Here is a 13,528-nt window from a genome sequence, read left to right as displayed (position 1 = left end):
AAGACTATCTTCTTAAGCCTAATTTTTTGATTATAGCTCTGTATCTTTCGATATCTTGTTCAGCTAAGTAGTTTAGAAGACCTCTTCTTCTACCAACCATCATTAAAAGACCTCTTCTTGAGTGGTGGTCTTTCTTGTGCATCTTTAAGTGATCAGTTAAAGAATTAATTCTTTCTGTTAATAAAGCTATTTGCACTTCTGGTGATCCAGTATCTCCTTCATGTCTTCCATGTTCTTTAATTATTTCTTGCTTTCTTATTGCGTCCATTACTCGCACCTCCGTATAATTATCCCCTAAATCCATGAAATGAGATAGCACCCTCAAATCTTAGGTTTAGGTTCTTCCTTGATATTATAACAAATCATATTATTATTGTAAATTATAAATTTATAATAATTAAATTATTATATCTTTACTCATTGCAAAATCTTCATCTTTTTTGATTTGAGCAACAAGTTTATCTATTGAGTCAAATTTCATTTCTCCTCTAATCTTTTCAATAAAATATACTTTAAGTTCTTCATCATAAATCATTTTATCAAAATTTAATATAAAAGTTTCTATGGTTAATTCTTTCCCATTTACTGTTGGATTATTCCCTACTGAAGTAATGCCTTTAAAAACTCTATCTTTATATTTAACATTAGTATAGTATACCCCCTTACCTGGGATCACCATTTTATCATTAAATTCTAAGTTTGCTGTAGGAAATCCTATTGTTCTTCCAATATGCCTTCCATGAATAACTTTTCCTTTAATAGAATATGGCTTTGATAACATATTAGTAGCTTCCTTTACTTCACCTTCTAAAATGCAATTTCTTATTCTAGTACTACTTATCGCATTGCCTTTATATGTATATGGATCCATAATATACAATTCATATCCATACTTCTTTTGAAGATTTTTTAACACATCTACATTTCCAAGATTTTTATGTCCAAACCTAAAATTAAATCCTACAACTATTCCTTTTACATTATAATCTTCACAAAGTAATTTAATAAAATTTTCAGCTTCCATTGACATAAATTCTTTTGTAAAACTTCTAAGTACTACTATATCTACATTTTCTTCCTCTAAATACTCAAGCTTTGTATCTAAATCCATAATTAGCTTAGGTACACTGTCAGGCTTAACTATTGTTTTAGGATGATTCTTATAAGTGAAAACCATACTTTTACCATTCTTTTCTCTAGCCACTTCAACTGTTTTTCTTACAAGGGATAAATGTCCATAATGAAGTCCATCAAAACTACCTAATGCAACATAGTTGTCACTTTCTTTATTATCCATAATAATATCATCTATTACTATCATATCCTGCTCCCCTAATTAATTAACAATTTTTCTATCTTAAAGCCTTGATGATTAGCTCTTCCAAGTCCTATAAATATTCCATCCTCATCATAGACTCTATATAGTTTTTCTAGCTTAAAATCTTCTTTTGTAAACCTTCTATCAAAAACTCTAACTCCATTAATTAAAAGTTTTGAATATTTGTTTATAACAACTAATTTATCATAAGCATCTAAAGCATCTTCTATACTTATTATATAATCCTTTATGTTTTCCGAATTAATATCTTTAATATTAATCGATTCTTCTTCAGTAAATTTAGAAGTTTGAGTTCTTTTTAGTTTTGTCATAGCAGCTCCAACCTCTAAGTAATTACCTATATCATAACAAAGACTTCTAATATATGTTCCTTTAGAACATGTTACTTTCATGCTTACATATGGATTATTTATTTTAACATCTTCTATATTAATTATTTTTATAGGCCTTCCTTCTCTTTCAACTTCAATTCCTTGCCTTGCAAGTTCATATAATCTTACGCCATTTTGTTTTAAAGCTGAATACATAGGTGGGATTTGGTTATATTCTCCTATAAATGAATTAATGGCAAGAAGTATATTTTCATTAGTTAAACTGGATGGGTCTAATTCTTCAATAATATCGCCTTCCAAATCATAAGTTGTAGTTTTAATTCCAAGTTTAAATTCTACTTCATAGACTTTATCACATTTCATAATATAGTCTATAATCTTAGTAGCTTTTCCTATACATACCGGAAGAACTCCTGAAGCTTCTGGATCTAATGTACCTGTATGTCCAACCTTCTTAGTATTAGCAATTTTTTTTATTATTCTCACTACATCAAAAGAAGTCATACCAGTGTTTTTAAAAATATTAATTACTCCATCCATTATAACAACTCTTTCTTAATTTCATCTAAAATTTTATCCTTAGCTTCTTCTAAAGTAACTCCATTAAATTTTATTCCAGCTGCTTTAGAATGACCCCCTCCACCAAATTTTTCTGCTATTTTTCTAACATCAAAATCAGTTTTAGATCTTAAGCTTGCTTTAGCGCCAGTATCAGTTTCTTTTACTAAAACAGCCACTTCTACACCTTTTATTTGTAAGCCAAAAGATATTATATCTGATGTATCACCAATTTCTATTCCAAGCTCTTCTCCATAGGATAATGGTATCATAATTAAAGAAACCTTTCTATCAAATAGAAGCTCCATATTATTAATAGATTTTCCTATTAATCTTATCTTTTCAAAACTATTATTATCAAAAAGGCTTTGATATATATAAGTATTGTTTACACCAACTTCTTTTAATATTGACGCAATTCTATGTGTTCTTGAAGTTACATTTGAATGTCTAAAGCCACCTGTATCTGTTACTAGTGAAGTATAAAGACAAGTTCCTATTTCATTTATTTCTTTATTTGGGGTTTTAAAATTTACCCCTAATATTTCTAGTAATTCAAAAATAATTTCAGCAGTAGCTGCTGCATTTGTATCAACATAATTATAATCACCATATTTATTATTGGATAAATGATGATCTATATTTATTATAGTTTTATTGAAATTTTCAAGATCGGCAGATATACGTTCAAAATTTCCGCAATCTACAACAATCACTATGTCAGTGTCTTCAGTTGGTACAGTAACTAAACCATTTCCTTCATTAGAAGACTTTAAGAATTGTAGATTGTCTGAAATAATGTCGTTTGAAATTAAATAAGCATTTTTATTTAGATATTTTAATCCATTTAATAGTGCAAGTGCACTACCTACTGCATCACCATCTGGTGATACATGATAGGTAATGCCTACTTTATTACTATTTGATATTATTTTACTAATATCAGATAATGTATTCATTATTTATCCTTAACTTTATCTATAAGTTCTTCTATTCTCATACTGTAACTTATAGAATCATCTAATTCAAAAATAATTTGAGGAGTATTTCTTAAATTCATTCTTTGACCTACTTCTCTTCTAACATATCCACTTGCACTCTTTAATGCTGCAAAGGTTTCATTTTTTTCTTCTTCATTTTTACCAAATATACTTACAAATACCTTTGCATATCTTAAATCCTTACTAACCTTAACTGATGTAATAGACACCATAGCAGTCATTCTTGGATCTTTTATTTCATCTCTTATAATTATACTTATTTCTCTTTTAACTTCTTCGTTAATTCTTCCGCCTCTATAATTAGCCATTTAAAATCACCTCTTTAATTAAAGCTGCTTTCTTTCAGTTGCTTGCATAGTAAATGATTCTATTATATCTCCTTCTTTTAAGTCATTAAATCTTTCAACACTTAGACCACATTCATATCCTGCATTAACTTCTTTTGCATCATCTTTAAATCTCTTTAATGATGCTAATGTAGATTCAAATATTACTATTCCATCTCTAATAACTCTAACTTCAGAATTTCTTATAATTTTACCATCTAAAACATAGCATCCTGCAATTGTTCCAACACTAGAAATTTTGTAAACCATTCTAACTTCAGCTTTACCATTAATAACTTCTTTATACTCTGGATCAAGCATTCCAATCATTGCTGATTTAACATCCTCTATAGCATCATATATAATTCTATAAGTTTTAATATCTACGCCTTCTTTATCTGCAATTGAAGAAGCATTTGAATCCGGTCTTACATTAAATCCAATTAATAGGGCATTTGATGCTGTAGCAAGTGTAACATCTGTTTCAGTAATTGCACCTACACCACCATGAATAACTCTAACTTTTACATCATCAGTAGATAATTTTTCTAAAGATTGCTTTATAGCTTGAACTGAACCTTGTACATCAGCTTTTACAATTATGCCAAGTTCTTTAACAGTTCCTTCTTGAATTTGGCTATATAAATCTTCAAGTGAAACTCTATTTGCTGAATGGAAACTTTCATCTTTAAGTTTTTGCTTTCTAATTTCAGCCATATTTCTAGCTGTCTTTTCATCCTTAACAACAGCAAATCTATCTCCAGCTGATGGAACTTCTGAAAGTCCTAAAATCTCTACTGGTATTGATGGACCAGCATTTTTAATTGACTTTCCTTTATCATCAAACATAGCTCTTATTCTACCATAAGTAGAACCTACTAAAATTGAATCTCCAACATGAAGTGTACCATTTTGAATAAGTAAAGTTGCAACTGCACCTCTTCCTTTATCAAGTTTTGCTTCAATTACAGTTCCTTTTGCTTTTCTCTTAGGATCTGCTTTTAATTCTGCCATTTCAGCTGTTAATAAAACCATTTCTAGTAATTGTTCTATATTTTCTCCTGTTTTAGCTGATACAGGAACACAAATAGTATCTCCACCCCAGTCTTCAGCTACTAATTCATATTCAGTTAATTCTTGCTTAACTCTATCAATATTTGCTCCTGGTCTATCTATTTTATTTATAGCAACTATCATAGGAACTTCAGCAGCTTTACAGTGACTTATAGCTTCTTTAGTTTGTGGCATTATTCCGTCATCTGCTGCAACTACTAAAATAACTACATCTGTAACTTGTGCTCCTCTTGCTCTCATAGCAGTAAATGCTTCGTGACCTGGAGTATCTAAGAATGTTAGTTTTTCTCCATTTAAGTTTACAGTATAAGCACCTATATGTTGAGTAATACCACCAGCTTCTTGTGCAGTAACATTTGCTTTTCTAATTGAATCTAAAAGTGATGTTTTACCATGGTCAACGTGACCCATAACTGTAACTATAGGAGGTCTCTTAACTAGATTTTCTTCTATTACTTCTTCATCTTCTACAACTTCTAATTCTTCTTTTTCTTCTTTTTTAACTACTAAGCACTCATATTTTTCGCACACTTTTTCAGCTGTAGCAAAATCTATTTCTTGATTTATACCTGCCATTACTCCTGTGAATATAAGAGTTTTTATAACGTCAGCAGTAGGTTTACCTATTTTTTCTGCTAATTCTTTAACAGTTATAGTTTCTCCAATTTCAACTACTCCTGATCCACCTTCACCAATTGCATCTGAAGCATCATCATTTTTCTTTTTCTTCTTCTTTTTAGCTTGATTGTTAACTTCTTCAGATAATATTTCTTCATATTCGTCAACTATTGTCTTTTCACTATCCTTAGCTGTTTCTCCAAGCAGTTCTTTAATTAACTCTGCATCTTCATCCTCTATTACGCTCATATGATTTTTTACATCAACGCTAAATTCATTCATTAATAGTTCTATAAGTTCTTTTGAGCTTATGTTAAGTTCTTTTGCCAATTCATATACTCTGATTTTTGACAATAAAATCACCCCCGGTTAAATTTTTGTACTTTGTTCTTCATAAAGTGTATAAAGTTTATTAGCCATATTTTTATCAGTAATAGCTAATATTTTAACCTCTTCTCTTCCAATTGAAGATCCTAACTCTTCTTTTGAGAAATCTTCTATAAACACTATATTTTTTGTTAAACAATGATTTTTAAATTTCTTTTTTGTACTATTTGAAGCATCATTAGATATTATAAATAAGAAAATATTTTTTCTATTTCTTTCTTCATCACATTTGCTATAGCCTTCAATTACACTTCCTGATCTTTTTGCTAAACCAAGAAAATTAAAAAACTTACTCATTTATTTCTTTCCTTAATCTATCGTATATTTCATTATCTATAGCTGTGTCTAAATTTCTTGAAAGTCTTTTAGTTTTAAAAGCCTTTTCTAAGCATTCTATATCCTTACATATATAAGCTCCTCTTCCAGACTTTTTTCCAGTTAAATCAACGGAAACTTCTCCCTCTGGACTTTTAACTATTCTAATAAGTTCCTTTTTGGGCTTCATTTCCATACATCCTGTACACATTCTCAAAGGAATTTTCTTTACTTTCATAAAAAAATCCTCCCTTATTCTAATATTTCTATTTCTTCATTTAAATCATCTAATTCTTCTTTTTTCAAAGCTTCTGCTTGTGATTTGCTTTTTATATCTATCTTCCAGTTAGTTAATTTTGCTGCAAGTCTTACATTTTGACCTTCTTTACCTATTGCAAGTGATAATTGATTATCATCTACAACAACTTTAGCGCATTTATTTTCCTCAGAAACTACAACTTCTAAAACTTTTGCAGGACTTAAAGAAGCTGCTATAAATTCTTCTGGATTTTTGCTCCATTTAATTATATCTATTTTTTCGCCTTTAAGTTCATTCACAATGTTTTGTACTCTTATTCCTTTAGGTCCTACACAAGCCCCCATTGGATCAACATTTTCATCATTTGAGTAAACAGCTATTTTGCTTCTTGAACCAGCTTCTCTAGAAATACTCTTAATTTCAACTATTCCTTCATAAATTTCAGGCACTTCTAATTCAAATAATCTTTTTACTAATCCTGGATGAGTTCTAGAAACTAAAATTTGAGCACCTTTTGATCCATTCTTAACTTCTACAACATATAGTTTTATTTTTTCATTAAACTTATATTCTTCTCTCGGAATTTGTTCGTTTGGTCCAATAGATGTTTCTATTCTACCAAGATTAACAAAAACATTTCCCTTATCTTTTCTAAGAACTGTTCCTGTTATAATATCATATTCCAATTCCTTATATTCAGAATATACTATATTTCTTTCTGCTTCTCTTATTCTTTGAGTAACTACTCCCTTTGCAAGTTGTGCTGCAACTCTACCAAAGTTTTTAGGAGTAACTTCTAAATCTACTATATCATCAAGATCATATCTTGGACTTATCTCTTTAGCTTCTTCTATACTTATTTCAGTTACATAATCATATACATCTTCAACTACTACTTTTTGAGCATATACATGTATTTCTCCTGTTTCTCTATTTATGCTTACTTTTACATTTTGTGCAGAAGTAGTTGGGCTTGCATAATTCTTCTTATAAGCTGCAACTAATGCATCTTCTATAGTAGTAAAAATTAAATCTTCGCTAATCCCCTTATCTTTTACAATTTCTTTAAGAGCAACTATAAACTCTTGGTTCATATTAATTTCCTCCTTATTATATTTCCCCTTCTAAATTTGCTGTCTTTATTTTATCTTTTGGAATAGTAAATAACTTTTCTGTTTCATATTCAACTACAACTGAATCTTCATTTACTTCCCTTAATATACCTTTTACATTTTTTCTGCCTTCAAATGACTTTGTAAATCTAATAAGAACTTCTTTTCCTATTTGCTTTTTATAATGATCATCGGTAAATAATCCTCTATTCAAACCTGGAGATGATACTTCAAGAAAATATGCAACTGGAATAGGATCCTCTTCATCCATAATATCGCTTACTCTTCTTGATAACTTTTCACAATCTGTCAAAGTTATTCCACCATCTTTATCAATATATATTCTTAAATAATATTCTCCATTCTCTTTTACATACTCAATGTGATAAATTTCATAATTTAATTCTTCTGCTACAGGTCTTACTAATTGATAAATTTTTTCTAATAATGCATCAACTTTCATATTAACCTCCTTTATATTCAATTTTATAAAGCTTTACTAGCTTAGCACTCTATAAAAAAAGCAACTAAATGGTAGTTGCAATTAAATAGAAAGAGCGGGCATTTTCACTCCCACTCACATTTTCAGCTATTAGTAAATTACTTCTTTTTTATCCTAACACAATTTCCTAATTAATACAAGGGGGTAGACAGCAATTTATTAATCCCATTATATTTATTACTTCCCTTATATATAATTATTATACTAGTTTAAAATAAAGATAATTGATTTGTTTCTGACATTCCTTCAAGACATCCATGATTACTTAATGTTTCTATTACTGTTTTTGAAACTTTTGATCTAAGTCTTAAATCTTCTTTAGATATAAACTCTCCATTTTTTCTTGCTTCAACAATACTTTTTGCTGCATTTTCACCTACACCTTGAAGTGCACTAATAGGTGGTCTAATCCCATCTTCTTCTATTGTAAATTTTGTAGCTTCAGAAATATATAAATCAACTCTCTTAAAATTAAGACCTCTTGCGTAAAGCTCATATGAAAGTTCTAGCACTGTAATTAAGCCTTTATCTTTTGCTGTTACTTTATTACCTAATGCATAAAGTTCATCTAATTTTGCTTTTATAGCACCAGCCCCCTTACATATTAGGTCTGCATCAAAGTCATCAGCTCTAACAGTAAAATATGTTGCATAATATGCTTCTGGATAATAAACTTTAAAATAAGCTATTCTCACAGCCATCATTACATATGCAACTGCATGGCCTTTAGGGAACATATATTTTATTCTTTTACAAGACTCAATGTACCAATCTGGAACATTATTTTCTTTCATTGTTTTTTCAAATTCTTCTGTTAAACCCTTACCTTTTCTTACACTTTCCATTATTGTAAAAGCCATCTTAGGCGGTACACCAGCATACATTAAGTAAACCATAATATCGTCTCTTGTAGAAATACAATCTTTTAATGTAGTATAACCTTCCTTTATAAAATACTGTGCATTATTAAGCCAAACATCTGTACCATGTGAAAGCCCAGAAATTCTAACTAAATCTGCAAAGCTTTTTGGTTGAGTATCCACTAACATCCCTCTAACAAACTTAGTACCAAATTCAGGAAGACCATAACTACCAACTTCACATCCAAGCTCTTCTTTAGTTACACCTAAAGCATCTGGAGAGGTAAATAAAGAAATAACTTTTTTATCATTTAAAGGTATAGTTTTGGGATCTACACCAGTTAAGTCTTGAAGCATCCTAATCATAGTAGGATCGTCGTGTCCTAGTATATCAAGCTTTAACAGTCTACCAGATATTGAATGGTAATCAAAATGTGTAGTAGTTACATCTGATGTAGGATCATCTGCTGGTCTTTGAATAGGTGTAAAATTAAAAATCTCGTTATCACTTGGAACAACCATAATTCCACCTGGATGCTGACCAGTAGTTCTTTTAATACCTGTACATCCAATAGTTAATCTTTCTATCTCAGCACTTGTAGCTCTAATTCCTCTTTCATCTAAATACTTTCTTACATATCCATAAGCTGTCTTTTCAGCTATAGTACCTATAGTTCCAGCTTTAAATACATATCCCTTACCAAATAAAACTTCTGTATATTTATGTATTTCACCTTGGTTATCTCCAGAGAAATTAAGGTCTATATCAGGTTCCTTATCACCTTCAAAACCTAAGAAGGTTTCAAATGGAATATCATGACCATCTTTAATATATTGTGCTCCACATTTTGGGCAATTCTTATCTTCTAAATCTGCTCCCGAACTAACTGAACCATCTAAAAAGAATTCTGAATTCTTACAATTAGGACAAACATAATGTGGTGGAAGTCCATTAACTTCAGTTATGTTTGACATTGTGGCAACAAAGGAAGATCCAACAGAACCTCTTGAACCAACTAAGTATCCATCTGCTAATGATTTAGCAACTAATTTTTGTGCAATTAAATAAAGCACTGCGTATCCATTATTAATAATAGAATTTAATTCTTTATCAAGTCTTTTTTGAACTATTTCAGGTAATGGATCTCCATATATTGAATGGACCTTCTTCATGGTCATTTCTCTAATCTCATCATCAGCACCTTCAATCTTAGGTGGATAAGTTTCATCTGGAATTGGTTTTAATACCTCAATAGAATCTGCTATAATTCCAGGGTTAGTTACAACAACTTCCTTTGCTACTTCTTGCCCTAGATAAGAAAACTCTTTAAGCATTTCCTCTGTAGTTTTTAAATAAAGAGGAGGCTGATTATCACAATCCGAAAATCCTTGTCCTGCCATTATTATTCTTCTAAAAAATTCATCTTGTGGATCTAAGAAATGTACATCTCCTGTTGCTACTACTATTTTATTAAGTTCTTTTCCTAATTTATATATCTTTTCGTTTAAAGATCTAAGTTCATTTTCGTCTTTAACATTTCCTTTTTCTATTAAATATCTATTATTTGCAATTGGTTGAATTTCTAAATAATCATAAAAACTCATTATTTCTTTAATTTCTTCATCAGATTTTCCATCTAATACAGCTCTATAAACTTCTCCACCTTCACAAGCAGATCCTATAACAAGTCCTTCTCTCATTTCCATAAGTCTACTTTTTCTAGTTCTCGGATGCTTATGGAAATTATCAAGATGAGCTTCTGAAATTAACTTATATAAATTTTTCATTCCTTTTTGAGTTTTAGCAAAAATAATTATATGGAATGTTTTTTCCTTTTTAATATCCATTTTTTGAAGGAATTCTTTATTTAACTCTTCAATATTGTTTATATTTAGTTCTTCAATCATTTTTTTAATTGAAATCAAAAAAATCTCTGCTGTAGCTTTAGCATCATCAACTGCTCTATGATGATTTTCAAGTGATACACCTAAGTATTTAGCAACTAAATTTAGCTTAACCCTTTTTAAATCCGGATACAAAAATCTTGCTAATGGTACTGTATCTACAATTGTTGATGTAAATTCTAAACCTAAATCATTGCAATTTTTCTTTATAAATCCTGTATCAAAGGCTGCATTATGAGCAACTACTGCACAACCATCAATAAATTTCATAAACTTAGGTAATACTACTTCAATTGGATCTGCATCTTTTACCATTTCATCAGTTATACTAGTCAATTCTGTTATTTTATATGGTATTCTACATTTTGGATAAACAAATTCACTAAAAGTATCTATTATCTCCTTATTTCGAATTTTTACAGCGCCAATTTCTATAATTTTATCATTATAAGATGAAAAACCAGTAGTTTCAATATCAAATACTATAAATGTATCATTAAAATCTTCACCTTTATCATTAATAGCTATAGGAATACCATCATTAACTAAATATCCTTCTACTCCATATAACACCTTAATTTTATTTTTCTTTGCAGCTATTTGTGCATCTGGGAAAGCCTGAACCACACCATGATCTGTAATAGCAATTGCTTTATGTCCCCATTTGGCAGCTCTTTCAATTATTTTAGTTGCAGAAGCAACACCATCCATTGCGCTCATTGTAGTATGGCAATGAAGCTCCACTCTCTTTTCTTCTGCTCCATCCATCCTTTCAATTTTGCTCATTCTTAGTATATCTCTTCCCATTATAACTACTTCTCTAGCATAGGTGTCATAAACCGCTTCTCCTCTTACCTTGCAATACAATCCTTTTTTTACATCATCTAACACTTCTTCTGTTTCTTGTGGTTTTAAAAAGCATTTTACTGTAATAGAACTTGTATAATCAGTAATAAAGAAAGTAAGAATAGTTTTACCTGTTTTAGTTTCTATTATATCAGTTTTAAATACTTCACCAATTACTGCAACAATACCTGATGTTTCATCAATTTCATTAATTGATGTAGCTTCCTGACTTATAGATCTTCCTAAAATACTATTTTCACTTTTTGCTTCTCTCTTAAATTCACGTTTCTCATAAGTTTTCTTAGGCTTTTGACCTTTATTATCATCAGTTTTTTCATTTTTATGAGTAACTTCCTTTGACACTGTTCTTCCACTAAATATTTCTTTTAATACTTCTCTTTCTTGTTCTATTTTTTCTTCATAATTATTTTTTATTTCTAAAGTACTATCATAATCTAAATTAACCTTTGTCTTTAGTCCAAAAACACTTTCTATATTTAAAGCAATTTGTTTTGGTACACCTTTAGTATTTAAATGCTCATTTATCTTTTCATATCCACTAGTTATAGTAATAGTATTACCATCTATTTTCTTTATTCCTTTAGTTAAAACTGCTTTTGATAATGGAACTTTTTTTAAAATATTTCCTATAACTTCAAGCCAATGTTTTTCAACAACCTCTTCTATACTTAAGGAAGAAATATCTCTATAAAAGAGGACTTCAATATTAACATCTATATTTAAAGCTTTTTTAATAGCTTTTTTTACTTTATCTTCTTCTTCGTTATTTAATCCATCTTTACCCCTAAGGACAACTTTAAGAATATTACTTTTTTTAAAAAATTGAAATTTTATAATATTGATTTCTTTATCTTCTAAAGAATCCTCTTTGTTAATTTCTTTCTTTATAAGCTTTAAAGCATTTTCACTCAATGAAGCACCCCCTTCTAAGCATATATAATAAGAAATTGACAATGTAAAATGACTATTAAGTATTATATCACCTTAATTATTCATTATTCATTGTCAATTAATCCCATTACATGTTTTCTATTTCTTTCATTAACTCTTCTACTAAGTCTTCTTCTTTTACTTTTCTAACTATTAAGCCTTTTTTAAATATTAAGCCTTCGCCATTTCCTCCAGCAATTCCAATATCAGCTTCTCTTGCTTCTCCTGGTCCATTAACTGCACATCCCATAACAGCAACCTTAATATTCTTATTTATTTTTTCTAATCTGCTCTCTACTTCTTGGGCTATTTTTATTAAATTTATTTGAGTTCTTCCACAAGTAGGACAAGATATAAATTGTAATCCACTCTTTCTAAGTTTTAAGGCTTTTAATATTTCTTTAGCAACTCTTATTTCTTCTATTGGATCACTTGTTAAGGAAACTCTAACAGTATCTCCAATACCTTCTGCTAAAAGGGTTCCAAGTCCAATACTTGATTTAATAGTTCCTCTAAAAGGAGTTCCTGATTCTGTTACTCCTAAGTGTAATGGATAATCACAGCTTTCACTCATTAACCTATATGCATCTATCATCATAGTTACATCTGAAGATTTAATAGATACAACTATATCATAAAAATCTAGTTCTTCTAGTATCTTAACATGTTTTAAAGCTGATTCAACTAATCCTTTTGCTGTTGGCTTTCCATCTCTTTCTAATATTTCCTTTTCTAGAGAACCTGAATTAACACCAATTCTCATAGGAATATTTTTAGATTTAGCAGCTTCAACAACTATTTTAACTTTCTCTATATTACCAATATTACCTGGATTAATTCTTAATGCTGAAACACCATTTTCAATTGCTGCTAAAGCAAGCTTATAATCAAAATGTATATCTGCAACTACTGGAATTGGTGATTTTTCACAAATTTCCTTTAATGCTTCTGCAGCCTTTTTATCTGGAACTGCACATCTTATTATTTCACATCCAGCTTCATATAATGTATTAATTTGAGCTAATGTAGCTTCCACATCCCTAGTATCTGTATTTGTCATTGATTGGATTGATACAGGTGCATCGCCACCTACATAACAAGTTCCAACTTTAACTTTTCTTGTTTTTTTTCTTTCCATTTTAT

General features: G+C 29.6%; 12 protein-coding genes. All 12 read right to left on the bottom strand.

From position 1 onward, the window contains the following. Window positions 1–4: 4 nt before the first annotated feature. Window positions 5–268 carry a 30S ribosomal protein S15 gene (rpsO, locus tag ACQRD5_RS03635; RefSeq protein WP_136004902.1) on the bottom strand — a complete coding sequence of 88 codons (264 nt, stop codon included), beginning with the start codon at window positions 266–268 and terminating at the stop codon, window positions 5–7. Window positions 269–397: 129 nt separating this feature from the next. Further along, the gene (locus tag ACQRD5_RS03630) at window positions 398–1,321 is read right to left on the bottom strand and encodes a bifunctional riboflavin kinase/FAD synthetase (RefSeq protein ID WP_291625151.1); all 924 of its coding nucleotides are present in this window, start codon (window positions 1,319–1,321) and stop codon (window positions 398–400) included. An 11-nt stretch (window positions 1,322–1,332) separates the two neighbouring features. Then, window positions 1,333–2,211: a tRNA pseudouridine(55) synthase TruB gene (gene truB, locus ACQRD5_RS03625; protein ID WP_291625152.1), complete on the bottom strand. Its 879-nt coding sequence runs from the start codon at window positions 2,209–2,211 to the stop codon at window positions 1,333–1,335. After that, window positions 2,211–3,188, bottom strand: coding sequence for a DHH family phosphoesterase (locus ACQRD5_RS03620; protein ID WP_291625153.1), 978 nt, complete (start codon window positions 3,186–3,188; stop codon window positions 2,211–2,213). The genes truB and ACQRD5_RS03620 overlap by 1 nt, the downstream gene beginning before the upstream one ends. Further along, the gene (rbfA, locus tag ACQRD5_RS03615) at window positions 3,188–3,538 is read right to left on the bottom strand and encodes a 30S ribosome-binding factor RbfA (RefSeq protein WP_291625154.1); all 351 of its coding nucleotides are present in this window, start codon (window positions 3,536–3,538) and stop codon (window positions 3,188–3,190) included. Before rbfA ends, ACQRD5_RS03620 begins: the two co-directional genes overlap by 1 nt. A gap of 18 nt (window positions 3,539–3,556) precedes the next feature. Next, window positions 3,557–5,602, bottom strand: coding sequence for a translation initiation factor IF-2 (gene infB, locus ACQRD5_RS03610; RefSeq protein ID WP_291625155.1), 2,046 nt, complete (start codon window positions 5,600–5,602; stop codon window positions 3,557–3,559). A gap of 15 nt (window positions 5,603–5,617) precedes the next feature. Then, window positions 5,618–5,932 carry a ribosomal L7Ae/L30e/S12e/Gadd45 family protein gene (locus ACQRD5_RS03605; RefSeq protein WP_291625156.1) on the bottom strand — a complete coding sequence of 105 codons (315 nt, stop codon included), beginning with the start codon at window positions 5,930–5,932 and terminating at the stop codon, window positions 5,618–5,620. Beyond that, window positions 5,925–6,188 (bottom strand): RNase P modulator RnpM, encoded by a 264-nt coding sequence (gene rnpM / locus ACQRD5_RS03600; protein WP_291625157.1) that lies wholly within the window; start codon window positions 6,186–6,188, stop codon window positions 5,925–5,927. The genes ACQRD5_RS03605 and rnpM overlap by 8 nt, the downstream gene beginning before the upstream one ends. A 14-nt stretch (window positions 6,189–6,202) precedes the next feature. Next, entirely contained in the window at window positions 6,203–7,303 is a 1,101-nt protein-coding gene (nusA, locus tag ACQRD5_RS03595) for a transcription termination factor NusA (protein ID WP_291625158.1), read from the bottom strand. 16 nt (window positions 7,304–7,319) lie between these two features. Then, window positions 7,320–7,784 (bottom strand): ribosome maturation factor RimP, encoded by a 465-nt coding sequence (gene rimP / locus ACQRD5_RS03590; protein ID WP_291625159.1) that lies wholly within the window; start codon window positions 7,782–7,784, stop codon window positions 7,320–7,322. A gap of 248 nt (window positions 7,785–8,032) precedes the next feature. Next, window positions 8,033–12,367 carry a PolC-type DNA polymerase III gene (locus tag ACQRD5_RS03585; RefSeq protein ID WP_291625160.1) on the bottom strand — a complete coding sequence of 1,445 codons (4,335 nt, stop codon included), beginning with the start codon at window positions 12,365–12,367 and terminating at the stop codon, window positions 8,033–8,035. Window positions 12,368–12,473: 106 nt separating this feature from the next. Continuing rightward, a complete protein-coding gene (gene ispG / locus ACQRD5_RS03580; RefSeq protein ID WP_291625161.1) occupies window positions 12,474–13,523 on the bottom strand; it encodes a flavodoxin-dependent (E)-4-hydroxy-3-methylbut-2-enyl-diphosphate synthase in 1,050 nt (349 codons plus the stop codon). Between the last annotated feature and the right edge of the window lie 5 nt (window positions 13,524–13,528).

Source organism: Clostridium sp. SGI.024, from assembly GCF_050315195.1.
In the GTDB taxonomy this organism is placed as follows: Bacteria; Bacillota; Clostridia; order Clostridiales; family Clostridiaceae; genus Clostridium.
This window is presented reverse-complemented; position numbering and strand designations above follow the sequence as displayed.